23 protein-coding genes are annotated in these 26,249 nt (G+C 73.6%); 10 read left to right on the plus strand and 13 right to left on the minus strand.

Annotation, left to right across the window (positions count from 1 at the left end; all coding sequences use genetic code 11):
• Window positions 1–26: 26 nt before the first annotated feature.
• From H9640_RS16285 to H9640_RS16295, 3 genes are read right to left on the minus strand one after another with little or no spacing between them, the layout of a single operon-like run.
• A complete protein-coding gene (locus H9640_RS16285; RefSeq protein WP_191791827.1) occupies window positions 27–692 on the minus strand; it encodes a LutC/YkgG family protein in 666 nt (221 codons plus the stop codon).
• Complete coding sequence (locus H9640_RS16290) at window positions 689–2,290, minus strand: LutB/LldF family L-lactate oxidation iron-sulfur protein (protein ID WP_191791828.1); 1,602 nt, start codon at window positions 2,288–2,290, stop codon at window positions 689–691. The genes H9640_RS16285 and H9640_RS16290 overlap by 4 nt, the downstream gene beginning before the upstream one ends.
• On the minus strand, window positions 2,287–3,093 hold the full coding sequence (locus H9640_RS16295; RefSeq protein ID WP_191791829.1) for a (Fe-S)-binding protein: 807 nt from the start codon (window positions 3,091–3,093) through the stop codon (window positions 2,287–2,289). Before H9640_RS16295 ends, H9640_RS16290 begins: the two co-directional genes overlap by 4 nt.
• 255 nt (window positions 3,094–3,348) lie before the next feature.
• Between H9640_RS16295 and H9640_RS16300 the strand changes: the two genes are divergently transcribed.
• Together H9640_RS16300 and H9640_RS16305 are read left to right on the plus strand one after the other, a co-directional pair.
• On the plus strand, window positions 3,349–4,035 hold the full coding sequence (locus tag H9640_RS16300) for a FadR/GntR family transcriptional regulator (RefSeq protein WP_191791830.1): 687 nt from the start codon (window positions 3,349–3,351) through the stop codon (window positions 4,033–4,035).
• A 137-nt stretch (window positions 4,036–4,172) separates the two neighbouring features.
• Window positions 4,173–5,117 carry a threonine/serine dehydratase gene (locus H9640_RS16305; protein ID WP_191791831.1) on the plus strand — a complete coding sequence of 315 codons (945 nt, stop codon included), beginning with the start codon at window positions 4,173–4,175 and terminating at the stop codon, window positions 5,115–5,117.
• 69 nt (window positions 5,118–5,186) lie between these two features.
• Here the strand turns inward: H9640_RS16305 and H9640_RS16310 are convergent, their stop codons facing one another.
• Entirely contained in the window at window positions 5,187–6,569 is a 1,383-nt protein-coding gene (locus H9640_RS16310; protein WP_191791832.1) for an MFS transporter, read from the minus strand.
• Between the two features lie 90 nt (window positions 6,570–6,659).
• On the opposite strand from H9640_RS16310, the gene H9640_RS16315 reads away from it, so the two are divergent.
• Window positions 6,660–7,226, plus strand: coding sequence for an ArsR/SmtB family transcription factor (locus H9640_RS16315; RefSeq protein ID WP_191791833.1), 567 nt, complete (start codon window positions 6,660–6,662; stop codon window positions 7,224–7,226).
• Window positions 7,227–7,354: 128 nt separating this feature from the next.
• Here H9640_RS16315 and H9640_RS16320 read toward each other — a convergent pair whose 3' ends face one another.
• The 5 genes from H9640_RS16320 to H9640_RS16340 all read right to left on the minus strand — a co-directional run bounded on the left by H9640_RS16320 (window position 7,355) and on the right by H9640_RS16340 (window position 12,583).
• A complete protein-coding gene (locus H9640_RS16320; protein WP_191791834.1) occupies window positions 7,355–9,007 on the minus strand; it encodes a peptide chain release factor 3 in 1,653 nt (550 codons plus the stop codon).
• Between the two features lie 185 nt (window positions 9,008–9,192).
• A complete protein-coding gene (locus H9640_RS16325) occupies window positions 9,193–10,794 on the minus strand; it encodes a Na+/H+ antiporter (protein WP_191791835.1) in 1,602 nt (533 codons plus the stop codon).
• Window positions 10,795–10,851: 57 nt separating this feature from the next.
• Window positions 10,852–11,523 carry an AIM24 family protein gene (locus H9640_RS16330; protein ID WP_191791836.1) on the minus strand — a complete coding sequence of 224 codons (672 nt, stop codon included), beginning with the start codon at window positions 11,521–11,523 and terminating at the stop codon, window positions 10,852–10,854.
• 39 nt (window positions 11,524–11,562) lie between these two features.
• A complete protein-coding gene (locus tag H9640_RS16335; protein ID WP_191791837.1) occupies window positions 11,563–12,159 on the minus strand; it encodes a hypothetical protein in 597 nt (198 codons plus the stop codon).
• A gap of 10 nt (window positions 12,160–12,169) precedes the next feature.
• Entirely contained in the window at window positions 12,170–12,583 is a 414-nt protein-coding gene (locus H9640_RS16340) for a hypothetical protein (RefSeq protein WP_191791838.1), read from the minus strand.
• A 115-nt stretch (window positions 12,584–12,698) separates the two neighbouring features.
• On the opposite strand from H9640_RS16340, the gene H9640_RS16345 reads away from it, so the two are divergent.
• Window positions 12,699–14,168 carry a carboxylesterase/lipase family protein gene (locus H9640_RS16345; protein WP_191791839.1) on the plus strand — a complete coding sequence of 490 codons (1,470 nt, stop codon included), beginning with the start codon at window positions 12,699–12,701 and terminating at the stop codon, window positions 14,166–14,168.
• A gap of 38 nt (window positions 14,169–14,206) precedes the next feature.
• On the opposite strand, the gene bsh is transcribed toward H9640_RS16345, so the two are convergent.
• Window positions 14,207–15,154, minus strand: a complete 948-nt coding sequence (gene bsh, locus H9640_RS16350; RefSeq protein WP_191791840.1) for a choloylglycine hydrolase — start codon at window positions 15,152–15,154, stop codon at window positions 14,207–14,209.
• Window positions 15,155–15,351: 197 nt separating this feature from the next.
• On the opposite strand from bsh, the gene H9640_RS16355 reads away from it, so the two are divergent.
• Both H9640_RS16355 and H9640_RS16360 read left to right on the plus strand, forming a co-directional pair.
• Window positions 15,352–16,374, plus strand: coding sequence for a 3-oxoacyl-[acyl-carrier-protein] synthase III C-terminal domain-containing protein (locus H9640_RS16355; protein ID WP_191791841.1), 1,023 nt, complete (start codon window positions 15,352–15,354; stop codon window positions 16,372–16,374).
• Window positions 16,375–16,419: 45 nt separating this feature from the next.
• Window positions 16,420–17,088: a YrhK family protein gene (locus H9640_RS16360; RefSeq protein WP_191791842.1), complete on the plus strand. Its 669-nt coding sequence runs from the start codon at window positions 16,420–16,422 to the stop codon at window positions 17,086–17,088.
• Window positions 17,089–17,094: 6 nt separating this feature from the next.
• Here the strand turns inward: H9640_RS16360 and H9640_RS16365 are convergent, their stop codons facing one another.
• Entirely contained in the window at window positions 17,095–17,613 is a 519-nt protein-coding gene (locus H9640_RS16365; protein ID WP_318243812.1) for a MarR family winged helix-turn-helix transcriptional regulator, read from the minus strand.
• Window positions 17,614–17,730: 117 nt separating this feature from the next.
• Between H9640_RS16365 and H9640_RS16370 the strand changes: the two genes are divergently transcribed.
• Together H9640_RS16370 and mgrA are read left to right on the plus strand one after the other, a co-directional pair.
• Window positions 17,731–20,007 carry an LLM class flavin-dependent oxidoreductase gene (locus H9640_RS16370; protein ID WP_191791844.1) on the plus strand — a complete coding sequence of 759 codons (2,277 nt, stop codon included), beginning with the start codon at window positions 17,731–17,733 and terminating at the stop codon, window positions 20,005–20,007.
• Window positions 20,008–20,078: 71 nt separating this feature from the next.
• Window positions 20,079–21,122 carry an L-glyceraldehyde 3-phosphate reductase gene (mgrA, locus tag H9640_RS16375; protein ID WP_191791845.1) on the plus strand — a complete coding sequence of 348 codons (1,044 nt, stop codon included), beginning with the start codon at window positions 20,079–20,081 and terminating at the stop codon, window positions 21,120–21,122.
• Between the two features lie 106 nt (window positions 21,123–21,228).
• Here mgrA and H9640_RS16380 read toward each other — a convergent pair whose 3' ends face one another.
• On the minus strand, window positions 21,229–22,002 hold the full coding sequence (locus H9640_RS16380; protein WP_191791846.1) for an ABC transporter ATP-binding protein: 774 nt from the start codon (window positions 22,000–22,002) through the stop codon (window positions 21,229–21,231).
• Window positions 22,003–22,170: 168 nt separating this feature from the next.
• The gene (locus H9640_RS16385) at window positions 22,171–23,430 is read right to left on the minus strand and encodes an ROK family transcriptional regulator (RefSeq protein WP_191791847.1); all 1,260 of its coding nucleotides are present in this window, start codon (window positions 23,428–23,430) and stop codon (window positions 22,171–22,173) included.
• Between the two features lie 61 nt (window positions 23,431–23,491).
• Between H9640_RS16385 and xylA the strand changes: the two genes are divergently transcribed.
• Both xylA and xylB read left to right on the plus strand, forming a co-directional pair.
• Window positions 23,492–24,709, plus strand: coding sequence for a xylose isomerase (xylA, locus tag H9640_RS16390; RefSeq protein WP_191791848.1), 1,218 nt, complete (start codon window positions 23,492–23,494; stop codon window positions 24,707–24,709).
• Complete coding sequence (gene xylB / locus H9640_RS16395; protein ID WP_191791849.1) at window positions 24,709–26,205, plus strand: xylulokinase; 1,497 nt, start codon at window positions 24,709–24,711, stop codon at window positions 26,203–26,205. Before xylA ends, xylB begins: the two co-directional genes overlap by 1 nt.
• The last annotated feature ends 44 nt before the right edge of the window (window positions 26,206–26,249 follow it).

Raw genomic sequence — 26,249 nt, forward strand, 5'->3', positions numbered from 1 at the left:
GGCACCGGCAGCGAGGGAGGGAGCGCTCAGGCCAGCAGGATCACGTGCAGCGTCCGCGGGCCGTGGACCCCCTCGACGCGCGAGAGCTCGATGTCGCTCGTCGCGCTCGGCCCCGAGATCCACGTCTGCGGGCGCGTGGGGTGCGCGGCGAGGATCGTCACGGCCTCGGGCAGCGTGTGCACGACGTCGCCGGTCCGCACGACGCACACGTGCAGGTCCGGGACGAGCGTGATCGCGCGGCGCCCTTGGTCCTCCTCACCGTCGAGGACGATCGTCCCGGTGTCCGCGACGGCCAGCCGCGACGCGGTGAGGACCGCGTCGACCTGGTCGAGCTCGGTGGCGGTCCGCCGGTCCTCCCGCGAGTCGTGCACGACGGCGGTCGTGGCCCCGAGCGCGCTCGTCCAGGGCGCGGGCACCCCCGGGGGCACGACGACGGAGCGCGCGTCGGCGAGCAGCTCGCCCACGGTGCGGGCCAGGTCGGTCTCGGTCGCGGCCCGGTGGACGATCGCCCGGTAGTCGACGAGCCGGTCGACCAGGATCTCGACCGCCTCGGGGGACCCGGGGGAGTGCTCGCCCGTCGTCCGGTACTCGCGCGAGACCGGTGCCTGTGCGGCCACGGCGTCCCCGAGGTGCGCGCCGTCGGTGATGACGGCCGCGCGCACGCGGGCCAGGATGTCGTCGCGCGCGCTCATCGGGCGTCTCCGGTCGTATCGGGGGAGACGGGAGGGACCGGCTCGCGCGGAGCGTGGTCGGTGGCCCACCACTCGCGGAAGCTCTGCTTGGGCAGGACCGGCAGGTCGCGCGCGTCGGTCCACCTCGACCCCGGGAACGGCAGCGACGAGATGCGGCCGGAGCTGCCGCCCAGGACCCGGGTCACGCCGCCGGCCTTCTCGGCGAGCTCGAACCGGCCGGGCTTGGCCATGACGAACGACGCGGCCTTCATGGCCGCTCCCCAGGCCGTGGGGCGGCCCCGGTCCTGGTCGACCTCACGCGCCCGCAGGTGCACGAGCAGCGACGGGATGTCGATCTTCACGGGGCACACGTCGTAGCACGCACCGCACAACGTCGAGGCGTACGGCAGCGAGTTGTTGGGGTCGGACTTCCCCGTCGACCCCGTGAGCTGGGGCGTGAGGACCGCACCGATGGGGCCCGGGTAGACCGAGCCGTACGCGTGCCCGCCCACGCGCTCGTACACCGGGCACACGTTGAGGCAGGCCGAGCAGCGGATGCAGTGCAGGGCCGCGCGGCCCACGTCGTCGGCCAGGGCCTTGGTGCGCCCGTTGTCGAGCAGGACCAGGTGGAACTCCTGCGGTCCGTCGCCCGGCGTGACGCCCGTCCACAGGGACGTGTACGGGTTCATGCGCTCGCCGGTCGAGGACCTGGGCAGGAGCGCCATGAAGACCTCGAGGTCCTGGTAGGTGGGGATGAGCTTCTCGATGCCCATGACGGTGATGAGGGTCTCGGGGAGCGTGAGGCACATGCGCCCGTTGCCCTCGGACTCGACGACCGCGAGCGTGCCCGTGTCCGCGACCGCGAAGTTCGCGCCGCTGATCGCGACCTTCGCGGAGAGGAACTTGCGGCGCAGGTGCGCACGGGCGGCCATGGCGAGCTCGCGCGGGGCGTCGGTCAGGTCGGGCGGGGCGTCGCCCATGCGTTCGAGGAAGATCTCGCGGATCTCGGAGCGGTTGCGGTGGATCGCCGGCACGAGGATGTGCGAGGGCATGTCGTCGGCGAGCTGCACGATGAGCTCTGCGAGGTCGGTCTCGAACGCCGCGATGCCCTCCTCGGCGAGCGCCTCGTTGAGCCCGATCTCCTGCGTGACCATGGACTTGACCTTGACGACCTCGGTCTCGCCCGTGGCCTTGACCAGCTCTGTCACGATGCGGTTGGCCTCGGCGGCGTCCCGCGCCCAGTGCACGACGCCGCCGCGTGCCGTCACGTTGCGCTCGAGCTCTTCGAGGAGGTGCGGGAGGTCGCTCATGACGTGGGCCTTGATGGTCGAGCCCGCGTCGCGCAGCGCCTCCCAGTCGGGCACCTCGCCGACGACGGCCGCGCGCTTGGCCCGGATGGTCGAGGTCGCGTGGGCCAGGTTGCGGCGCAGCTGCGTGTTCTGCAGCGCCTGCTTGGCGGCCTCGGGGAACGTCTCGCCCCAGCGCAGCGGAGCGTCGGGGTGCGGCACGTCGTCGGCCCAGCCGGGGCTCGCGGTGGTGCCGGGCGAGCCGTGGTGCGTGCCGCCGTCGGGCAGGGTCGTCGCGCCGCGACGGGTGGGGAAGCCCAGGAAGGTGCTCATCGTGCGGCCTCTTCGTCGTCGGAGCGGGCGTGGGCCGGTTCGGCCACGAGCGTCGGCGCGTCCTGCGTCGAGGCCAGGATCTCCGCGAGGTGCATGGTGCGCACCCCCGTGCGCAGCTTCGACAGGCCGCCGCCGATGTGCATGAGGCACGAGTAGTCGCCCGCCGTCAGGACCTCGGCGCCCGTCGACTTCACGTCCGACATCTTGTCGCTGAGCATCGCGGTCGACGTCTCGGAGTTCTTGAGCGCGAAGGTCCCGCCGAACCCGCAGCAGCTCTCGGCGCCGGGGAGCTCGACGAGGTCGATCCCGTCGACGGCGCGCAGGAGCTGGAGGGGCTTGTCGCCCACGCGGATCATGCGCAGCGAGTGGCACGTCGGGTGGTAGGTGACACGGTGCGGGAAGTGCGCGCCGACGTCGGTCACGCCGAGCACGTCGACGAGCAGCTCGGACAGCTCGTAGGTCTTGGCGGCCAGGGCCTCGGCGGTCGCGCCGAGCTTCTCCTGGCCCGCGCGCCGGCAGACCATGGCCTGCTGGTGGCGGATCGAGCCGGTGCACGAGCCCGACGGCACGACGATCGCGTCCCACTCGCCGTCGAGCGCGGGCGCGAACGCCTCGACGTGGTTCCTGATGACGGGCACGGCCTCGTCGAAGTAGCCCGTGTTGACGTGCATCTGCCCGCAGCACGTCTGCTGCTCGGGGAAGTAGACCTCGTGGCCGAGGCGTTCGAGGAGCTGGACGGTGGCCCGGGGGGCCTGGGGGAACATCGCGTCGGCGATGCAGGTGGCGGCGAGGGCGATACGCACTGGGTACTCCAGCCGGGCAGGGGGCGGTGGGATTCAGTCTGGTCCCGGCGGGCGGCGAGTGCCCGTCGGAGGTGCCGCGCGGCCCTCCCGGCCCCTGCTCGGCGACGAGCAGGTTGTGGTCTGACCACACAGTGTCCGAGCCACTGTAGACCATCGTGCCCTGTGGTCGGACCACATGGGCACGATGTGTCAGAACCGGCGCGACACCACCGTCGTACTCGTTCCGATACGCACGTGCAGCACTACGCTGACCCCGTGCGCACCCACGAGATCGTCCTCGCCCGGATCGAGGCGGACCTGACCGCCGGCCGCTGGGGCCTCGGCGAACGCCTCCCGGCCGAGCGTGCGCTCGCCGAGGAGCTCGGCGTCTCGCGCCCCTCGGTCCGCGAGGCGCTGCGCGTCCTGGAGGCCATGGGCATCGTCCGCACCGCGGTCGGTTCAGGGCCCGACGCCGGAGCCACCGTGATCGACCGGCCCGCCGCAGGACTCGGGGCGGCCGTGCGACTGCACGTCGCGTCCGGGACCCTCGTGGTCCGGGACGTCGTGGAGACCCGGGTGCTGCTGGAGACCTGGGCGGTCGGCCAGGCCGCCGCGAAGGCCGCGGGCGCCGGGCTCGCGGAGGCCGTCGCGCTGCTCGACGCCATGGACGACCCCTCGCTCGACGCGGCCCGCTTCCGCGAGCTCGACGCGGCGTTCCACGTGGAACTCGTCCGGCTCGCGGGCAACACGCTCGTCGAGGCCGTCATGACCGGGCTCCGAGGGGCGATCGAGTCCTACGTCGCTGCCGGGACGGAACGGTTGGAGGACTGGCCCCGCACCGCGGTGCGGCTGCGCGCCGAGCACCGCGCGATCCTCGACGCGGTCGCGAACGGTGACGCGGCGGGCGCGGTCGTGGCCGTGCGCGAGCACATCGAGGGCTTCTACCGCGAGGCGGGGTTGTGAGTCAGACCCCGGGGCGCGCGAGGTAGGGGGCAGCCCCCTACCTCGGCGTTCGTCCCCGCGAGGCGCGGGCCCGGGCGGCCACGTCGTAGTGTTCCTCTGGGCCTACCGGTCCGCCGCTCACCCCCGGAGGACTCCGCATGACCATCGACCACCTCGACGTCCTCGCCGCGGCGCAGCGCATCGCGGGGCAGGTTCGGCCCGTCGCGCTCGCCCCCATGGACCCGGGTGCTCTCGGTGCCGCGACGGGCGTGTTCGCGCTCGAGCTCATGCAGCACACGGGCTCGTTCAAGGCGCGCGGAGCCCTGAACTTCGTGGGTGCCCACCTCGACGCAGGCACGCTGCCCGACGCCGGGATCGTGATCGCGTCGGGCGGCAACGCGGGCATGGCGAACGCGTGGGCGGCGAGGGCGCACGGGGTCCGGGCGACCGTCTTCGTGCCCGAGACCGCGCCGCCGGTCAAGGTCGCGCGCCTGCGCACCCTCGGCGCCGAGGTCCACCAGGTCGGGTCCGAGTACGCCGAGGCCCTCGACGCCGCGCAGTCCTTCGCGGACGAGACCGGGGCCCTGGCGTCGCACGCCTACGACAACCCCTTGATCGCGGCGGGCGCGGGCACGCTCCTGCAGGAGATCGTCGCGGTCCGCCCCGACGTCAGCACGGTCGTCGTCGCGGTCGGCGGCGGCGGGCTGTTCAGCGGCGTGGCCGCCGCGGCACGTCCGCACGGGATCAGGGTCGTGGCGGTCGAGCCGCACGGTGCGCAGGCCCTGCGCGCCGCGCTCGACGCGGGTCGCGTGGTGGACGTCCCCGTCGCGTCGGTCGCCGCCGACTCGCTCGGCGCCCGCCGCACCTCCGAGATGGCGCTGTCGCTCGCGCAGCACGCGGACGTGCGCTCGGTCCTGGTGTCCGACGACGCGATCGTCGCCGCGCGCCGGCACCTGTGGGACGAGCGGCGGCTCGTCGTCGAGCACGGGGCCGCGGCGGCGCTCGCGGCGCTCGAGTCGCGCACGTACGTGCCCGACCCCGGCGAGCGCGTCGCCGTCGTGCTGTGCGGGGCGAACACGGACCCTGCGGACCTGGCGCGCTGAGCGCCTGTCAGGACGAGCACGGTCTGCGGTGCACGCTCGTCCTGACACCGGCGCCCGGCCGGCGCGAGGTCAGTCCGTGGTCCTGGCGGCCGACGGCAGCGCGTCGTCGGCCCACGTCTCCGGGGTGCCGACGCGCCAGAGCGGGCGTGCCGCTGCGATGACGGCGACCGTGGCGACGAGCAGCCCCGCGAGCGCCACGAGCGCGGTCCCGATCCCGAACCGGTCGAGCAACCCGGCCCCGACGAGCGGGATCAGGGGTCCGGCGGCGAGCCCGGTCAGTCCCATGATCGAGGCGAGGCGTCCTTGCATCTCGAGCGGGGTGATCGCCGCTGCGTAGCCCGCGAGGCCCGCGTTGACGGCCGGGACCAGGAGGACGGCGAGCGGCAGCACGGCCACGTAGGCGGGGTAGGTCTGGAGGGCGGCCATGAGGGTCGCGCCGAGGGCGAGGGTGATCAGTGCGGCGACCGTGAGCGCCCCGGCCCGGACGCGCGCGACGAGCCGCGGTGCGAGCACGGCCCCGACGAGGATGCCCGCACCCACGGCGAGGTCGATGACCCCGATGAGGACGGGGGCGACCCCGGTCCGGACGAGCTCGAGGTTGATCCCGACGAGCAGCCCGCCGAACGCGACGTTGATGACGACGAAGAGGCCCAGGAGCGTCCGGAAGAGCGGGACCGACCAGACGAAGCGCAGCCCCTGGCGCAGCGCCTCGACGGGTCGGGTCGTGCGGGCCTCCGCGGTGTCGCCGTTGAGTGGCTCGCGCACAGCCCACGTGCATGCCGCGGTCGCGGCCGACCCGATCGCCGCTGCGACGAGCGGGACCGCGTGCCCGACGGCGAAGAGCAGGCCGCCGACGGGGCCTGCGAGCAGGCTCGCGACGGCGTCCCGCCCCTGGGACGCGGCGAGCGCGGTCGGGAGCTGGGGGGTCGGGACGACGGAGCGGAAGGCTCCGCTCGTCGCGGGGTCGACGAAGGCTCCCACGACCGAGGCGCCGAACAGCACCAGCGCGAGGTGCCAGGCGGTGAGCGATCCGAGCGCTGCTGCGACGCCCACGGTCACCCAGAGGGCGGCGCCCACGGCGCTCGCGGCGACGATGAGCCGACGCCGGTCGACGCGGTCCGCGACGACGCCGGCCGGCAGCGTCGCGAGCAGGGCCCCGACCTGGCCGACCGCTGCGACGGCTCCGGCCTGGAGGACCGACCCGGTCAGCGAGTAGGCGACGAGCGGGACGGCGAACAGGGCGAGGCCGGCTCCGAGCGACTCGGTCGTCAGCCCGGACATCAGGAGCATGTACGACCGGTTGCGCAGGAGGGGTGGAGCGGGGGAGGGGGCGTCGCCGGGGGGCTCTGGCGAGACGGGTGCTGCGGGTGAGTCGGAGAGCAGGACCGGGTCCGGGGCCGCGGTGTCCGTCGAGGCGCGGGGAGGTGGCGGCGTGCTCTGGGTGGTCGACATGCGACACACCGTAGTCTCGCAACAACTGATGCGCAATGATAATTGCGCAAGTGGTCGTGCGGACGGCGACGACGTTGCTAGCCTCGGGGGATGCGCGAGACCTTCCACGTCCAGGACCCCACGGCGCTCCGGGCCGTCGCGCACCCCATGCGGCAGCGGATCCTCACGGAGCTCGCGGCCCTCGGGCACGCCCGGGCCGCGGACCTCGCACAGGCGATCGGAGAGCCCGCGAACTCCATCAGCTTTCACCTGCGGGTGCTGGCCAAGGCGGGCATGATCGCCGAGGCACCCGAGCACGCGCGCGACCGGCGCGACCGCGTGTGGACCAACGTCGCCGAGAGGTACGTCGTCGACCCCGGGTCGCCCGAGACGGTCCGGGAGGTCGTCCGCCCGGCACTGGTGTGGGCCGAGCGCCTGTTCGTCGAGGCGAACGACGAGAAGGCCCGGCTGGACGACCGGTTGCTCGCGATCAACGCGCTCGTCCTCACGCCAGGTCTGGCCGCAGAGATGACGCAGGACCTGGCGGACCTGCTCGAACGCTGGGCCGACCGCGCGCTCACCGAGGCCAAGGAGTCGCCCGACCCGGCGCGGCGCGCCTACCAGGTGCTTGCGGTGCTGGCTCCCCACGGGCAGGACAGGAGCGACGACACGCACTGAGGTGCCGTCACGTCGTTGCACGAGAACGCCCGACGGCGGAGCGCACCCGGGTACGTGGGGGCGCTCCGCCGTCGGGCGTCGAGGGCTCTGCGGGCATCTACGGCGCTGCGGCCGTCGCGCCCGGCGCGTCAGCCGAAGATCTCGTCCTCGAGCAGCACCACGTCGTCGAGGCGGTTGCGCACCGACGTCACGCGCCAGCGGTCCGGGAAGAGCGCCAGGTACTCGCCGTCCTCGCGCTGGAGCACCTCGACCCCCGGCTGCTCGTTGAGCTTCGCGACCCAGTCCTTCGTGGTGCGCAGCGCCATCGAGTAGCCCAGGCGGTCGAGCGTCACGGGCGCGTTGAACTCGGTCGCCATGCGGTGCTCGGCGACCTCGAACTGCATGGGCCCGACCACGGCCAGGACGGGCGCCTGGTCACCGCGCAGGTCCGAGCGCAGGACCTGGACGACGCCCTCGGCGCCGAGCTGCATGACGCCGCGCTGGAACTGCTTGTAGCGCGAGACGTCCTTGGCGCGCATGACCGCGAAGTGCTCGGGCGCGAACGTCGGCAGGGGCGGGAACTCGACCTTCTTGTCCAGGTACAGCGTGTCGCCCACGCGCAGGCCCGCCGCGTTGACGAGGCCCACGACGTCGCCCGGGTAGGCCGTGTCGACGATCGTGCGCTCGCGCCCGAAGACCTGCTGGGCGTACTTGGTCGCGAAGGGCTTGCCCGTGCGGGCCGAGCTCACGACCATGCCGCGCTCGAACACGCCCGAGCAGATGCGCGCGAACGCGAGGCGGTCGCGGTGCGCGGTGTCCATGCCAGCCTGCATCTTGAAGACGAACGCGCTGAAGGGTGCCTCCACGGGACGTGTGTCCTCGTTCACGGTGACGCGCGGCGAGGGGGAGGGGGCGACGTCGACCAGGACGTCGAGCAGCGCGTGGACACCGAAGTTCTGCACGGCCGAGCCGAACAGCACCGGCGTGGTCTGGCCGGCCAGGAACGACTCCTGGTCGTGGTCGCCGTTGGTGTCGGCGAGCAGCTCGGCCTCCTCGACGGCGGTCGTCCAGGCGTCGCCCTCGCGTGTCAGGGCCGCGTCCGGGTCCATGACCTCCTCGGGCGCGATGGTGGTGCCGCCGGCCGTGCGGGTGTAGTGCACGTACTGACCGGTCCGGCGGTCCAGGACACCGCGGAAGTCGCCGCCGACGCCCACGGGCCACGTGAGCGGCGTCGGGACCAGGCCCGTGCGCTCCTGGATCTCGTCCATGAGCTCGAGCGCGTCCTTGCCCGGACGGTCCCACTTGTTGATGACGGTGATGAGGGGGATGCCGCGGTGCTTGCAGACCGCGAAGAGCTTCATGGTCTGGACCTCGAGCCCCTTGGCCGCGTCGACGAGCATCACGGCCGCGTCGACCGCGGACAGCACGCGGTACGTGTCCTCGGAGAAGTCGGCGTGGCCCGGGGTGTCGACCAGGTTGATCATGGCGTCCCGGTAGGTGAACTGCAGCGCGGCCGACGTGATCGAGATCCCGCGGTCCTGCTCCATGTCCATCCAGTCGGACACCGTGCGCTTGCCCGCCTTGCCGTCCGCGCGCCCCGCCTCGCGGATCGCGTTGGCGTGCAGCGCGAGCGCCTCGGTGAGCGTCGACTTGCCCGCGTCCGGGTGGCTGATGACCGCGAACGAGCGGCGGCGCGAGGCCTCCGCGAGGACGGTCGCCCGCTCCTTCGCGGGGCTCGCCGGGGAGGCGGCCGCGGGAGCGGTGGTGCTGGAGGTCGTGGTGGGCTGGTCCGCTGAGGGCACTGGAACGTCCTGTGGCTTCCTGCAGTTTCCTGCGCGATCGAGGTCGAGGGGGTGGGGCGCATCCGCGCGGGACGCAGCACCCAGCTCTCCATTCTCCCGCGAGATCGAGGTCGCGCTGACCACGTGCCGAGAGCCCCGGTCGACTGGCCGCGGCGGGGGCCGGGTCGCTCCGCTGCGGGGCCCGCTCACTCCGGCGCAGGGCCGCCCCGGCTGAGCCGGATCTCCTCCAGGTCGAGCCGCGCCTGGACCTGACGCAGGACGGTGTCGTCGATCGCGCGCTGGTCGCGCAGCCGCACGACCGTGTCGCGCTTGCGGGCCAGGAGCGCTAGCCGCAGCTCGGTGTACTCGTCGTCGAGGCGCACCGCGGGGTCCGGCTCGCCGCCCTCGTCGCCCTCCGCGTCCCGGGCGCGCAGCAGCGTCAGGTGCTCCTCGTACTCACCGCGCAGGCGGTCGGCGACCGACGGGTCGGTGCCGAGCGCCGCCGCGACGTCGGGCAACGCGTCGAGGGCCTCCTGCGCAGCCGTCTCGTCGGCGAGCCGGCGCTCGCGGGCGACCCCGTCGTCGTCGGGCAGGCGGGCCCACCGGATCGTGGGAGCCAGCAGGAGTCCCTGGACCACGAGCGTCGTCGCGACCACGCCGCACGTGATGAACACGATGAGGTCCCGGTCGGGGAACGGAGCCCCCGAGCTCAGGGTCGTCGGTACGGCGAGCGCCGCGGCGAGCGAGACCGCGCCCCGAAACCCCGCGACGGTGCTGACCGCGCGCGCCCGGTTCGTGACGCGCCGCCCGCGTTGGGAGGGTCGCCGGTCGACGAGCCGGATCGTGTACGCCGAGAGCACGAGGAAGCCGAACCGGACCACGAGGATGACCGCGCACACGACCGCGACCCCGACGACCGCCGTCACGAGGTCCTCCGAGACCAGGTTGCGTACCGCGGACTGCGCCTCGAGCCCCACGAGCACGAACAGCGACGCATTGATGAGGTACGTCGAGACCGACCAGAACGCGACGGTCTGCTGCCGGGTCACCGCGCGCCCGATCCGCGGCCCGACCTGGCTCATGACCAGCCCGCACACCACCACGGCCAGCACCCCGGACGCCTCGATCAGCTCGGCGAGCAGGTACGCCGTGAACGGGATGAGCAGGACCACGACGTTGCCCAGCAGCGGGTCGTCAATGCGGCGCCTCACCTGGACGGCGAGCCACGCGACGAGCAGACCCACCGCGATGCCGCCCCCGTACGCGAGCACGAACAGCCAGGTCACGTGCCCGGCGCTGAGCGTCTCCTCGCCCACGGTCACGCCCACCGCGACGCCGTAGAGCACGAGCGCGGTGCCGTCGTTGACGAGGCTCTCGGCCCGCAGGACCGTGACCGTGCGTCGGGGCAGCGCCCGCGCGAGGACCCCGACGGCGGTCGCGTCGGTCGGCGCGACCGCCGCCCCGAGCACCCACGCGGGTCCCCAGGGCAGGCCCAGCGCATGGGCCGCCGCGGCGACCGCGGCAGCCGTCACGACCACGAGCAGCGTGCTCGTCAGCACGATCCCGCGCAGCGTCGCGCGGATCTCCCGCAGCGAGATGGTGATGGCCTCCCAATAGAGGAGCACCGGGAGGAACACCAGCAGCATGAGCTCGGGCGGCAGGTGCACCTGCCGCAGCGCCGGGACGAAACCGAGCGCGATCCCCGCGACGAGCAGCAGGATCGGGTCCGCGACCCGGGTGCGGCGCGCGAGTATCCCGCACACGACGATGACGACGCCGAGGACGACGACGAGCTCGAGCCCGATCACGGCCTCCTCCTCTCGGCTCCGTCGGCAGTCCGGCGTCCCGGCCGCCGGTACCCCGTGCTACTTCGCCGTCGGGACCGGGTGCCCCTCCGAGGCCTGCACGACGACGATGCCGCGCCCCGTGAGACCGAGCTGGTACGCCTCGCCCGACCCGCGGCCGATCGCGGCCGAGAGCTTCGCGGTCTTGCGGATCGTGGACGTGAGAGAGCTCGACCACAGGACCGCGGCCTGCATGTCGACGTACGTGGGCTCGTCGACGTCGAGGACCACGGGTGTCCCGTACGCCGTCACGGCGAGCGAACCCGTCCCCGTGAACGTCGTGTTGAAGAGGCCGCCGCTCATCATGGACGCGCCCTCGACACGGTTGATGTCCCAGGTCAGGGTGCTCTCGAACGCGAGGACGTTCGACCCGTTGACCGTGACGGCCTCGTCCTCCAGGTGCAGGACGAACACCTGGTCCGCGTCCTGCGCGAGGAAGACGTCGCCGCTGCCCGAGACCTTCATGAGGGACATGCCCTCGCCCGTGAAGGCCTTCTTGAACATCTTGGCGACGCCGCCCGAGCCCTCGTACGCGAAGTCGACGTCACCCTGGTAGGCGACCATCGAGCCCTGACGGGCGTAGAAGAACCCGCCCGTGCCCGCGAGGTCGACCTTGAGCATGCGGTCGTTCTGCAGCTGGAAGCTCCCCGGTTCGCCCGGCTGTTCGACGTGGTTCATGAGTGTGCTGCGCATGGCACCGATCATCCGGCAACGGGGCCACCCGTGCACGCGTCAGCGCCCGACGATCGTCGTCACGACGTCCGTCACGGCCGGTCGGCGCGGCGTGGAACCGAACCCGAACCGGACGGGCGGGTCGACGTCCCGCAGGTCCCCGAGCGGCTCGCCGGCCCACTCGGTGCAGGCGCCGGTGATCTCGTGCACGTCCGTCGCGCCGTAGTGCTCGACCCGGCCGGGTCCGGCGCTCCCACGCGTCCGGACACCGCGGAGGAGGACCCGAGCGACCGGGTCGGTGAGGACCGTCGTCCGGTGGGAGGCGGCGACCCGCCGGGGCACCACGCGCAGTACGCCGCCGAGCACCGTCCGGCGCCCGACGCCGACCCACGCCTCGAGCGGCCCGGCGACCACGTGCCAGTCCTCGGACACGGCGACGGGGCACACCTCGACCCGGTCGAAGCGATACGTCGTCGCGACGAGGTCCGCGACCTGGTGCGACGGGGCGAGAAGGACGCGCTCGCCGTCGGGCCGCTCCACCATGACGTCGGCGAACGCGCCGAACGGGGAAACGTCCCACCTGCCGACGACCAGTCGGGTCCCCGACGCCGTGCCCCACCCGGCGATGCGGCCGCGGAACCGCTGGATGCTCGACATCCACCGAACCCTAGATCGCCGGAGCGACCCCGGTCGAGAAGAACGCCGCGACGACCGCCACGGCGGTCACGAGCACGAACGCCACGAACAGGGCGCGTCCCGTCCCCGGGCGCAGGGCCCACGGCCGACGGCGCACGACCAGCAGGAGGACGAGCGCCCCGAGGACGACGACCGCCGCGACCACGGCGGCGGCCGTCCGGGTGCTCTGCGCCGGGCAGGGAGGTGTCATGACGAAGGAACCGTCCGGCCCACCCCCGGCCAGGGCGCACACGACCTCGAGGTTGGCGCTCCACACCAGCACCACCAGCGCGGCCGCGGCCAGCAGCACGGCGCGCAGGACCGGGTGGGCCGGGCGGGCCTGCGCGGTGGGCGCCATCGGGTGTGCTGCCCCGGAGGGGCTGGTCGCGACCTCGTCGTCGGGCATCGCAGCAGTCTGGCAAGTCCGACCCGATCCCGCCAGGCCCGACGGCGCCACGCCCGTCCCGCGCGCGACCGGCGCGCCGCCGACACCACGGGCCTACCGGAGAGACCATGACGGGATGAGCGCTGACAGCGAGGTCGCCGGCCGGGTACGGGTCGTGACGGGCAAGGGCGCGGTCGAGGGGACGGTCGCGGGCGGCGTCGAGCGGTTCCTCGCGGTGCCGTACGCGGCGCCGCCCTTCCGTGACCGTCGCTTCGCCGCGCCCCGTCCGGTCGAGCCCTGGGACGGGGTGCGGGACGCGACCCGGTACGGGGCCACGTCCCCGCAGTCTCCGTACCCGGGTGCGCTCGGCGAGCTGCTGCCGACCGTGACGATCGACGGCGAGGACGTCCTGCACGTCAACGTGTGGACCCCGGCGCAGCGGGGCACCGAGCTGCTGCCCGTGCTCGTGTGGATGCACGGCGGGTCGCTCGCGCACGGGTCGAACGCGCTGGCGGGCTACGACGGGACGCGGTTCGCGCAGGACGGCGTCGTGTTCGTCGGGGTCAACTACCGGCTCGGCGCCGAGGGGTTCTCGGTGCTCGACGGTGCGCCGCGCAACCTGGGCCTGGCCGACCAGCTCGCGGCGCTCGCCTGGGTCCAGGACGAGGTCGCGGCGTTCGGCGGCGATCCGCGGCGCGTGACGCTCGCAGGCCAGTCGGCGGGCGGGAACACGGTCTCGGCGATCCTGGCGCACCCCTCGGCACCGGGGCTCGTCGCGCGCGCGATCGTGCAGAGCGGACCGCTGTCCGCGCAGCCGGCAGCCCGGGCAGGGCGTATTACGCGCGCCATGGGCAAGGACCTCGCCGTCCCGACGACGCGCGAGGGGTTCGCGACCGTCCTGCCCGAGGCGCTGGTCGCCTCGCAGGACCGCGTCACGGCCGGGGCGACCCCGCTCACGGGAGGACCGGGGTTCGCGTTGTGCCTCGACGACGACCTGGTGCCCCGCACTCCCGAGGACGCTCTCGTGGCGGGGGCCGGGCGCGAGATCCCGCTGCTCGTCGGCGCCACGACCGAGGAGTACCGCCTCTGGTTCGTCCCCACGGGGCTGCTCGGTACGTTCAGGCGCCTGCACCTGGCGGTGGCCCGTCGCAAGGTCGGGATCACGGCACGGGCAGTCCGGCTGTTCCGCCGCAACCGCCCCGGGGCGCCCGTGGGGGCCGTCCTCGGGGCGCTCGCCACGGACGTCCTGCTGCGCGTCCCGCTCCAGCGGGTCGCCGACGCCCGCCGGTCCGCGGGAGCCGAGACCTACGTGTACGAGTTCGCCTGGCGCAGCCCGGTCGCGGACCTCGGGGCGGCCCACGCCGTCGAGCTGGGGTTCGTGTTCGACGGCCTGGCGACGCCGGACTCGCGGGCGCTCGCCGGGCCCGAGGCCCCGCAGTCGCTCGCGACCTCGATGCACTCCGCCTGGGTCGCGTTCGCGACGACGGGCGACCCGGGCTGGCAGCGCTGGGACGAGACCCGCCCCGTGCGGGTCTTCGACGGCGAGGGCGACCCCGTGGTCCTCGCACCGCGCGACGACGAACGGGCTGCGCTCGACCGTCGGTAGACGGTGGGAGGGCCCTGGGGTCGGCCCGCGACAGAGGTCTACGCGAGGACGAGCTCCTCGCCGTCCGTCGCGTGCTCGGCCATCGCGACGCTGCGGACCGTCGGGTCGTCGTAGGTGTTCCAGTAGTACGTCGCGGTCCGCGAGGAGAAGAGCCCGGTGTAGATCGTGATCTCGAACTCGCCCGAGCCCATCGCGGCGCACCCGTCGACCATCGCGACCTGCTGCAGCGTGTGGAAGGCCCGGGAGACGTTCTCCTCCTCGGTCCCCTTGGTCCGGTAGTGGGCGTTGACGTACGCGGCACGGACGAACCGGGAGGGCGAGTAGTAGTCCCCGGGGATGCCGCGCATGTGCGAGCCCGAGCCGAACGGGGTGAGGTGCGCCCTGCCCAGCTGGGTCTCCTGGGGGAACTCGGGCGAGGTGTTGAGGTAGTTGCGCAGGTTCTCGTGGTGCCAGGCGAACCCGGGCTGGTTCGTCAGGACGTCGACGTCGTCGTCGAAGACCTGCATGCCCTCGCTGGTGTGCTCCACCACGATGGCGCGCTTCCCGTCGGCGATGATCCAGTGGAGCAGCGAGCTCGGGTACTTGTCGTTGATCGGCTTGTCGACGATGACCACGTCCGCGAGCGCTGCCTCGACCTCGTCCACGCTCGCGAACTGGGAGCTCACCCACAGGGGGAACTCGTACGCGGCGACGTTGACCGCGCCGTCGACGGGGCCGGGGGCGTAGGCCGCGTACCCCGGGAAGTTGAGCCCTGCGACGGCCAGGCCCGCGTCGTTGCCGCAGTCGAAGTAGAGCGGCGTGCTCTCCTCCACGATGCCCATGCCGATGGTCGCGTGCTTGATGCCGGACACCGCGCCGAACGGGGACCTCGGCGCGTAGCCCGTGGGCGTCAGCACCACCTGCTCACCGTAACCGCTGGTCCAGTCGAGGTTTCGTGCGAGGTAGGTGCTTCCCTGACCGTCCGAGAACCTGATGCCTGTGCACATGCCGATGCCTCTTTCGTCGTGGTTGCCACGTGAGGCGTGCGCGGTTCGCCGAGCCACCGCGTCGTGCCCCCTTCCTCCCATCGTCGTGCCGGGGTGACGATCGTGCTCGCTGGGGCCGGTTCCGCTCCTCTGCTCGTCGACCGGCCGTCGAGGCCGACGACTTGGTCGATCCGCCCACCCGGGGGAATGATCGACCCATGCTCACCCTCACCGGAGCCGCCGGCTCGCGCATCGTCGGGATCGGCCACCACCAGCCCGAGCGGACGCTCACCAACGACGACATCGCCCAGCTGGTCGAGACCAACGACGAGTGGATCCGGTCCCGTACGGGCATCGTGACGCGGCACGTCGCGGCCGAGGACGAGACCGTGGCCGACATGGCCACCGCGGCCGCCCGGCACGCCCTGCAGGACGCCGGCGTCGCGGCGAGCGAGGTCGACATGGTCATCGTCGCGACGGCCACGGCGCGCGACCGCTCGCCCAACACCGCGGGCCGCGTGGCGTACAACCTGCGCACGGGCGTCATGCCCGGCCAGTCCACGCCCGAGGAGGAGGACGCACCCGACCTGCGCGGCGTCGTCGGGCCCGTGATCCTGGACGTCAACGTCGCGTGCTCGGGCTTCGCGCACGCCTTGGCGCTCGCGGACCAGGCGATCCGCACGGGCTCCGCGACCACGGCCCTCGTGATCGGCGCCGAGAAGCTCACCGACTTCACGGACTGGACCGACCGCGTGACGTGCATCCTCACGGCCGACGGCGCGGGCGCGTTCGTCGTGCAGGGCACCGTCACCCCGGGGATCGGTCCGGTCGCGTGGGGCTCGGAGCCCGAGCTGACCCCGGCCGTGCTCATCGAGGCCCCGGACGAGAAGTTCGTGCAGGACGGGCGCGCGGTGTTCCGCTGGGCCATCACGCGTGCGGCGGACCGGGCGCGTGCCGCGGTCGAGAAGTCGGGCTTGACGCTCGACGACATCGAGGTGCTCGTCGCGCACCAGGCGAACCTGCGCATCATCGAGCCGCTCGCCAAGGCGCTGGGCCTCGAGGACAAGGTCGTCGTCACGGACATCACGGAGTCGGGCAACACGTCGGCCGCGAGCATCCCGCTGGGCCTGTCGAAGTGGTGGCACTCGGGCAAGATCCCGGCGGGCGTGCCCGCTCTGCTCATCGGCTTCGGCGGCGGCTTCGCGTGGGCCGGGCAGGTCGTGCAGACGCCCACGCGCTGATCCGCCCGCCGAGACGGCCGCGCACCAGCGTGCCACGCTGGGCGCATGGCTGGTGACGCGCGCGTGCGCCGCCTGCGCCGCGAGGCGTGGGGGTTCGTCGTCGGGTCGGCGTGCTTCCTGGTCGGCGCGGTGCCGTTCTACGCGCAGGCCGTGGGACCCGTCGTCGTCGGTGTGACGTTCTGCGTGGGCTCGGTCTTCTTCACGCTCGCGGCGGCGATCCAGCTCAGCCTCAGCGGTCGCCGAGTGCCGCGTCGGGGCACGCTCCCGGCCGACCGGTGGGACTGGTGGGCCGCGGCGGTCCAGCTCGTCGGGACCCTCTTCTTCAACATCAGCACCGCGGCCGCCCTGGGGGCGGCGATCGCGGACCCCGCGCGCCTGGGCGCGGGCTGGCGGCCCGACGCCTACGGTTCGGTCGCGTTCCTCGTCGCGAGCGCGTTCGCGGTCGTCGCGACCCGGGACCGGGGCCACCTGTGGGACGCGGACGCGCGCACGTGGCACGGGACGTGGCTCAACCTCGTGGGGTCGGTCGCGTTCGGCGCGTCGGCCGTGGGGGCGTACGTGGTGCCGCAGACGGACTCGCTCGTGAGCGCGTTCTGGGCGAACCTCGGCACGCTCCTGGGGGCGGTGTGCTTCCTGGTCGCGGCGCTGCTGTCGCGCCGCACGATCGACGCCCCGGCTCCTGCGGCGTCGCGCGGTCCGCGTCCTGCGCCCTGAGCGCGGCTAGCGGGGGGTGCGGGCCCGTGTCGAGGACGCGGCGTCCATGCCCTGCACGACGACGGCGCACCGGTCCTCGTCGTGGGTCGCCCCGTCGGCGGCGCGGTCGAGGAGGCGGCGCAGGGTCGCACGGTCGGCGGCGTCGAGGCCTCCGAGCAGGTCCTCCTCGGCGGCGGAGACGCGGGCGTCGAGGTCGGCGAGGACCTCGCGTCCCTTGGCGGTCGCGACGATGCGACGGGTCCGACGGTCGGTCGGGTCGGCCTGCCGCTCGACGAGGTCGCAGCCGACGTACTTGTCGATGAGGTAGGTCATGACGGTCCGGTCGATGCCGAGGCGCGCGGCGAGCGCGGCCTGGCTGGGCGGGGTGTCGTGCACGACGGCGGAGAGCACCTGGTAGCAGCGTGTCCCGTCGGGCAGGTCCTCGGCGAGCGAGTCGACCCGTGCGCTCCACTCGCGCAGGAGCGCGGTGAGCGGCCAGCCGAGGGGGCTGGGGGTGCGGGTGGTGTCCGGCGTCGTGAGGGTCACGGGACCAGGATACATCGGAATGATCTCGATGGAAGATGAGTTGCTGGTGATATCGTCTGTCACTCAGACGATCTTTGGAGACGACCGCCGCCCCCGCGGCACACGGAGCGCGCACGCATGACGGACTACGGCCACGACCTCATCCTCGGGACCTTCCTGACCCCGCAGAACAGCGACCCGCAGGCGCCCGTGCGCCTCGCGCAGATCACCGAGAACGCGGGGCTCGACCTCGTGACCTTCCAGGACCACCCCTACCAGGCGGGGTTCCTCGACACCTGGACCCTCATGACCTGGGTCGCCGCGGCGACCGAGCGCGTGCACGTCGCGGGCAACGTCCTCAACCTGCCGCTGCGCCCGCCGGCCGTCCTGGCGCGCGCTGCCGCGAGCCTCGACCTGCTCTCGGGCGGGCGGTACGCCATGGGGCTGGGGGCGGGTGCGTTCTGGGACGCGATCGAGGCCATGGGCACGCCGCGCCTGACGCCGGGCGAGGCGGTCACGGCCCTCGACGAGGCCGTCGACATCATCCGCGGCATCTGGGACACGAGCGACCGCACGCCCCTGCGCGTGCACGGCACGCACCACCAGGTCGACGGCGCCAAGCGCGGCCCGGCCCCCGCGCACGACATCCCGATCTGGATCGGCGCCGTCAAGCCGCGCATGCAGCGGCTCATCGGCCGCAAGGGCGACGGCTGGCTGCCGTCCCTGTCATACCTCCAGCCCGGCGACCTCGCCAAGGGCAACGCGGTGATCGACGAGGCCGCGGTCGCGGCCGGACGCGACCCGAGCGCGGTGCGCCGCATGGTCAACGTCAACGGCAGGTTCACCCCGAGCCGCCTGGGCTACCTCCAGGGCCCCGTCGAGCAGTGGGTCGAGGAGCTCGGCAACCTCGCGCTCGAGGACGGCGTCTCCGGGTTCGTCCTCGCGACCGACGACCCGCGCGAGATCCAGGTCTTCGGCGAGGAGGTCGCCCCGGCGCTGCGCGAGCTCGTCGCGGCCGAGCGCCGGTCGGTCGGCACGGCTCCCGCCGGTCGCCGTCGCGGCGCCCTCGCGCTGGCGGCCCGCCGCGACGGGATTGACTACGACGGCCTGCCCGACTCGTTGACCGAGCGCGCGGTCGAGCCGGGCGACCGCGCCTACGACACGGTCCGCCACACCTACATGCGCTCGGGTGCCCCGGGCATCGTGCTGCGCCCGCGCACCGCGGACGAGGTCGCCGAGGCCGTCGTCTGGGCCGGCGAGCAGGGCGTGCCGCTCGCGGTCCGCTCGGCGGGCCACGGCATCAGCGGTCGCTCGACCAACGACGGCGGCGTGCTGCTCGACGTCGGGGCCCTGGACCAGGTCACCGTGCCCGACGACGGCTCGCACCGCGTGCGCCTGGGTGCGGGCGGGACGTGGGGCCAGGTCGCCGAGGTGCTCTCCCCGCACGGCCTCGCGATCAGCTCGGGCGACTCGGGCGGCGTGGGCGTCGGCGGCCTCGCCACGACGGGCGGCATCGGCCTCCTGGGCCGCAAGCACGGCCTGACGATCGACCACGTGGTCGCGGCGGAGATCGTGACCGCGGACGGTCGGGTGCGCGTCGTCGACGCCGAGGACGACCCCGAGCTCTTCTGGGCCCTGCGCGGCGCGGGCGGCAACATGGGCGTCGTGACCTGGGTCGACGTCGAGGCGACGCCCGTGACCGACCTCGTCTACTCGACCATGGTGCTCGACGCGTCGGACACCGCGGGACTGCTCGAGCGCTGGGCCGCGACGGTCGAGTCGGCGCCGCGCGAGCTCACGAGCTTCCTGCACATGAGCGGGGCTCGCGGCGGACGTGGCCCCATGGCCCAGCTCATGACCGTGTGGGCCGACGACGACACGGGGGCAGCGATCCGCGCGCTCGAGTCCCTCGCCGACTCGGCCCCTCTGCTCGACCACCAGGCCGTGCTGACGCCGTACTCGGGCATCGTGCGCCGGGCCGACGCCCAGCACTCGGGCGGCGGAGAGCCCGGCTCGCGCTCGGGCCTGATCGAGCACGTCGACCAGGCCACGGCCCGCGACCTCGCCCGCTTCCTCGACGGCGGCGGCGCGCAGCTCCTCCAGCTCCGCGCGGTCGGCGGGGCGGTCAACGACGTCGCGCCCGACGCGACGGCGTACGCGCACCGCACGCAGAACTTCTCGGTCGCGGCCTTCGGGTCGCGCCGCGGACCCGGCGGGATCGACGGCGCGTGGGACGAGCTCGTGCACCCGCACACCGACGGGCTCTACCTGTCGTTCGAGACCGACCCGCGTCCCGAGCGCCTGCGCGAGGCGTTCCCCGAGCCGACGCTCTCGCGCCTGCGTCAGGTCAAGCGTCAGGTCGACCCGACGAACCTGTTCTCGGCGAACTTCCCGATCCCGCCGGCGGACGCCTGAGTTCCTGCGGGTCGCTCCTGACTGCGAGCGGCCCGCAGACCGCCGTGGGGGGCTGGGTGCAGAATGGCAGCATGCCTCTCGCACCCCGCTACCTCGCCGCCGACGACCGCTACGAGTCCATGACGTACCGGCGATCCGGTCGCAGCGGCCTCGCCCTGCCCGCGCTGTCGCTGGGCCTCTGGCACAACTTCGGCGACGTCAACCCGTTCGACAACCAGCGCGCGATCCTGCGCCGCGCGTTCGACCTGGGGATCACGCACTTCGACCTCGCGAACAACTACGGCCCGCCCTACGGCTCGGCCGAGGAGAACTTCGGCCGCCACCTCGCGCGCGACCTGCGGCCATACCGCGACGAGCTCGTGATCTCGAGCAAGGCCGGGTACGACATGTGGCCCGGCCCCTACGGCGACGGCGGCTCGCGCAAGTACCTGCTGTCCTCGCTCGACCAGTCCCTCGCTCGCATGGGCCTCGACTACGTCGACATCTTCTACTCGCACCGGTTCGACCCCACGGTCCCGCTCGAGGAGACCATGGGCGCGCTCCACACGGCCGTGGTGAGCGGGCGGGCGCTGTACGTCGGCGTCTCCAACTACTCGCCCTCCCAGACCCGCGAGGCCGCGCAGATCCTCGCCGACCTCGGCACGCCCCTGCTCATCCACCAGCCCAGCTACTCGATGTTCAACCGGCACGTCGAGCTGCCCGAGGCCGGGCACGACGACGGCGAGAACCTGCTCGACGTCGTCGAGGACCTCGGCGTCGGGACCATCGTCTTCTCGCCCCTCCAGCAGGGCCTGCTCACGGACCGCTACCTCTCGGGCGAGGTGCCCGCGGACTCGCGCGCCGCCGTCGGGCACTTCCTCAAGCCCGCCGCCATCTCCGAGACGTACCTCGAGCGCGCCCGTGCGCTGAACGAGATCGCGGCCGGGCGCGGTCAGTCGCTCGCGCAGCTCGCGCTGAGCTGGGTCCTGCGCGACGAGCGCATCACGTCGGCGCTCGTCGGGGCGAGCAGCGTCGCGCAGCTCGAGAACAACGTCGCGGCGCTCGACGCCCCCGCGCTCACGGCCGAGGAGATCGCGGCGATCGAGCCGTTCGCCATCGACGGCACGACGCGCTGAGCCCACCCGCTCGACCCGGCGGCCGAGCCCGAGGCGCGTCAGTCCGCGACGACACGTCGCCTGACGACCCACGGGCTCGGCCGCCACGTAGCCCAGGGCGCTCCGTTCAGCTCCAGCGCTGGACCGCGAGCGGCGCGGCCTCCGCGAGCTCACGGACCACGGGGTGCTCGCTCTCCGCGAGGACCTGCTGCAGCGGACCGGACTCGACGAACTCGCCGTCGACCAGCAGGTGCGCCGACGACGTCATGCGGTGCACGAGCTCGAGGTCGTGCGACACCAGGAGCACGCCCGTGCCGAGCCGCGTGGCCGTCTCCTTGACCCGCCCGGCGATCTCGCCGCGCATGGTCGGGTCGAGCGCCGTGAGCGGCTCGTCGAGGAGCAGCACGTCGGGTCGCGTCGCGAGCGCACGGGCCATGGCCACGCGCTGACGCTCGCCGCCCGACAGCGTGCGCAGCGGGCGGTCCGCGTAGCGGTGCTCGAGGGCGACGAGGTCCAGGAGGTCCTCGATCGACTGCCCCGAGGGGCGCCCGCCCTTGCGTGCGTCGGTGAGCCCCGACTTGAGCACGTGCGTCACGGTGCTCGCGGGGTCGATGCCCGGCAGGCCGTCCTGCGACACGCGTCGCACCGCGGCCTTGAACGTCTTCTTGTCGCGCCGTCCGAGGCGCGTCACGGTCCGTCCGCCCCACGTCACGGCCCCGCTCGAGGGCTTGACCTCGCCCAGCAGCGCGCTCACGAGCGTCGACTTCCCGACGCCCGACGGGCCGACGATCCCCACGGGCTCCTGCCCCGCCGCGAGCTCGATCGAGACGCCGCGCAGGACGTCCTCGCCGCCGTGCCCGGCCCAGAGGTCGCGCGCCTGCAGGATGTGGGTGGTCGTCATGCCCGGTCCTTCCGAGGGTGGGTCAACCAGATCAGGGGCGTGGGTGTCCCCGGTGGTCCAACGAACGACGGTACCCGCGTTCTCCCGGCGGACGGTGCGTCGCGGGTCACACCGGCCACCGGCCGGTGCGCGCCCGGTGCGCGCCCGCGACGCCTCGAGGTGACCGGGTCAGTCGCTCGTCGTCCACGCCGACGGCGCCGCGACCACGTCCCGCAGCACGGTGCGCGCGCCGCCGATCATGGCCGCGTGCCCCGCGACGAGCGCAGGCCGCAGGTCGAGCTCGGTCCAGGGCGACGCGAGGACGCGGGTCGTGAGCTCGGTCGTCAGGGCCTCGCGCAGGTAGGGCAGCAGGTCGGTGTAGATGCCGCCCAGCAGCACGGTCTCGATGTCGACGAGGTTGACGAAGTTCGCGAGCGCGCGCCCCAGCGCGGTCCCGGCCGAGGTCGCGGCCTCGCGGGCCGACGGCGTGCCCTCCGCGAGCGCCTCGAGGAACGTCTCGACGGGCGCGTCGACGGGGATGCCGGCCGCGCGCAGCATGGCGTCCTTGCCGGCGTACTGCTCGAGGCAGCCCGTGGCGCCGCACAGGCAGCGCGGACCGTGCGGGTCGACCACGACGTGCCCGATCTCGCCGCTCCAGCCCCGGTTCCCGAGGAAGAGCTCGCGGTCGATCACGATCGCGGAGCCGATGCCCACCTCGCCCGAGACGTAGAGGAACGACGACGGCACGGGGGGAGCGGCGTCGTCGGGCCTGTGGTCCTGCGCACCCGCGACGAGCTGCGCGAGGCCCGCGAGGTTGGCCTCGTTGGCGATCTCGACGGGCAGGCGGTCGGGCAGGCCGAGCAGGGGCAGGGGCAGGAACGAGGACCAGCCGAGGTTGGGGGCGACCTGGAGGCGGCCCGCGCGGGCGTCGACCAGGCCGGGCAGCGCGAGGCGCGCGCCCGCGACCTGCATGTCCTGGGCCTCGACGTCCTCGACGAGGCGGCGGGCGAGCGCGCCCAGGCGTCCGAGGACCTCGGCCGGGTCGCTGCCGTGCAGGTCGCCCGGCACGACCTCCTGCGCGACGACCTGCCCCGTGAGGTCGAGGACGGTGCCGCCCAGGTAGTCGACGTTGACCTCGAGGCCCAGCCCGACGATGGTGCGCTCGGCGGGCGTGAGGGGGACGGCGGGGCGTCCGGCGCGCAGCGGGGTCACGGGCGGGAGCTCGCGCACGAGGCGGGCCTCGATGAGCTGGTCGACGAGCACGGACACCGTGGCGCGCGTGAGCCCGGTGGCGGCGGCGATGTCGGCGCGCGAGCGGGGGCGTGGCGCGTCGAAGAGCGCCTGGGAGACCAGGGCGAGGTTGTACTCGCGCAGGGTGTGCTGGCGGGCGGCCGTGGGGCGCGCCCGGGTGGGCGTCCTGACGCCGGTCGAGGACTCGTCGCGGTTCACGTCTTGACCTTACCGACAGGACCGCATAAGTTCATCCATACAACAAATGACGGCCTGCTCGATGACGGAGCCGGCCCATCTCGACGAGGAGACTGTCGTGGCTGACGCGATCGACCAGAACATCAACTTTTCCTTCGGCCTGTGGACCGTGGGCTGGACCGGCCAGGACCAGTTCGGCGGAGCCAGCCGCCCCCACCTCGACCCGGCCGAGTCCGTGCGCAAGCTCGCCGACCTGGGCGCGTGGGGCTTCACGTTCCACGACGACGACGTCGTGCCCTTCGGCTCCGACGACGCGACCCGCGAGCAGCTCCTCGGCGAGGTCAAGAAGGCCGCCGACGAGACCGGCCTGACCATCGAGATGGTCACGACCAACCTCTTCAGCCACCCCGTCTTCAAGGACGGCGGCCTCACCTCGAACGACCGCGGCGTCCGCCGCTACGCGCTGCGCAAGGTGCTGCGCAACGTGGACCTCACCGCGTCTCTCGGCGCCAAGACGTTCGTCATGTGGGGCGGCCGCGAGGGCACCGAGTACGACGGCGCCAAGGACCTCCACTCCGCGCACGAGCGCTACGCCGAGGGCCTCGACCTCACGGCCGCGTACATCAAGGACCAGGGCTACGACATCAAGATCGCGCTCGAGCCCAAGCCCAACGAGCCCCGCGGCGACATCTTCCTCCCGACCATCGGGCACGCCCTCGCGCTCATCGCGAAGCTCGAGCACGGCGACATCGTGGGCCTCAACCCCGAGACGGGCCACGAGCAGATGGCGGGCCTGAACTACACGCACGGCCTCGCGCAGGCGCTGTGGGCCGGCAAGCTCTTCCACATCGACCTCAACGGCCAGCGGTCCATCAAGTTCGACCAGGACCTCGTGTTCGGCCACGGCGACCTGCTCTCCGCGTTCTTCACGGTCGACCTCATCGAGAGCGGCTTCCCCAACGGCGGACCCCGCTACGAGGGCCCCCGCCACTTCGACTACAAGCCCTCGCGCACCGAGAACGAGGTCGGCGTCTGGGACTCGGCCAAGGCCAACATGGAGACCTACTCGATGCTCGCGCGCAAGTCCGCCGAGTACCGGGCCGACCCCGAGGTCCAGGCCGCGTTCAAGCACGCGGGCGTGTTCGAGCTCGGCGAGAGCACCCTGGGTGCGGGCGAGACCGTCGCCGACCTGATCGCGGACCGCGGCGCCTACGAGGAGTTCGACGTCGAGGCCGCCGCCGAGCGCGACTTCGGCTTCGTGCGCCTCAACCAGCTCGCGCTCAAGCACCTGATCGGCTGATGGGCGGCTCTCCCGGGTCGGCCGCCGGCGTCCTCGTCGCAGGGGTCGACTCGTCGACGCAGTCGTGCAAGGTCGTCGTCCGTGACGCGCGCACCGGGGCGCTGGTGCGCTCGGGCTCGGCGTCGCACCCCGACGGCACCGAGGTCTCGCCCGACGCCTGGTGGGCGGCGTTCCGCACCGCGGCCGAGGTCGCGGGCGGGCTCGACGACGTCGCGGCCCTGGCCGTGGGCGGTCAGCAGCACGGCATGGTCGTGCTCGACGCCGACGGCGAGGTGATCCGTCCCGCGCTCCTGTGGAACGACACCCGCTCGGCCGGCGCCGCGCAGGACCTGGTCCGTGAGCTCGGCGCCGGGGACCCCGGTGCCGGGGCCAAGGCGTGGGCCGAGGCCGTCGGGTCCGTGCCCGTCGCGTCGCTGACCGTGACCAAGCTGCGCTGGCTGCGCGACGCCGAGCCGCAGAACGCGGCACGGGTCGCGGCCGTCGCGCTCCCGCACGACTGGCTGACGTGGCGGATCGCCGGCTACGGCCCGCGGAGCGAGGGCCTCGAGCCCGACCTCGGCGCACTTGTGACCGATCGCTCCGACGCGTCCGGGACGGGCTACTTCGACGCCTCGGCCGACGGCGGGCGCGGGGCCTACCGCACCGACCTGCTCGAGCTCGCGCTCGGACGCTCGGACGTGGTGCTGCCCCGGGTCCTCGGCCCGGGGGAGGACGGCGGCGTGGCCTCGGCCACCGTCGCCGGTGCCGCGGTGAGCGACGGGGCCCTGATCGGCCCCGGCGCGGGGGACAACGCGGCCGCGGCCCTGGGCCTCGGCATGCGCGCGGGCGACGTCGCGGTCTCGATCGGGACCTCGGGCGTCGTCTCCGCGATCGCGACGTCCCCCACGGCCGACGCGAGCGGGCTCGTCAACGGCTTCGCCGACGCCACGGGCAACTACCTGCTGCTCGGGGTGACCCTCAACGCGAGCCGCGTCCTCGACGCGACCGCGCGGGTCCTGGGCGTGGACCACGCGGGCCTGTCCCGGCTCGCGCTCCAGGCCCCGGCGGGCGCCGACGGCCTCGTGCTCGTCCCCTACCTCGAGGGCGAGCGCACGCCGAACCGGCCGGACGCGAGCGGCACCCTGCACGGCATGCGTCTCGCGACCATGACGCCCGCGCACCTCGCGCGGGCCGCCGTGGAGGGCATGCTGTGCGGCCTGGCCGACGGGCTCGACGCCCTGCGCGCGCAGGGCGTGCAGGTCGAGCGCCTCCAGCTCATCGGCGGCGGCGCGCAGTCCGAGGCGGTGCGGCGCATCGCACCGCAGGTCTTCGGCCTGCCCGTCACGGTCCCCGAGCCGGGCGAGTACGTGGCCGACGGCGCCGCTCGCCAGGCGGCGTGGGTGCTGTCGGGCGAGGCGGAGGCTCCCCGGTGGGAGACGTCGTCGAGCACGGGCTACGACGCGGACCCCGAGCCCGGGACCCGCGCGGGGTACGCGGCGGTGCGCGACCTGACCTGAGGTCATGGGCGCTGTCGTCGACGCGTCGAGAGAAGGGGCCGCCG

The sequence above is a fragment of the Oerskovia gallyi genome, from assembly GCF_014836745.1.
GTDB classification, from domain to species: Bacteria; Actinomycetota; Actinomycetes; order Actinomycetales; family Cellulomonadaceae; genus Oerskovia; species Oerskovia paurometabola.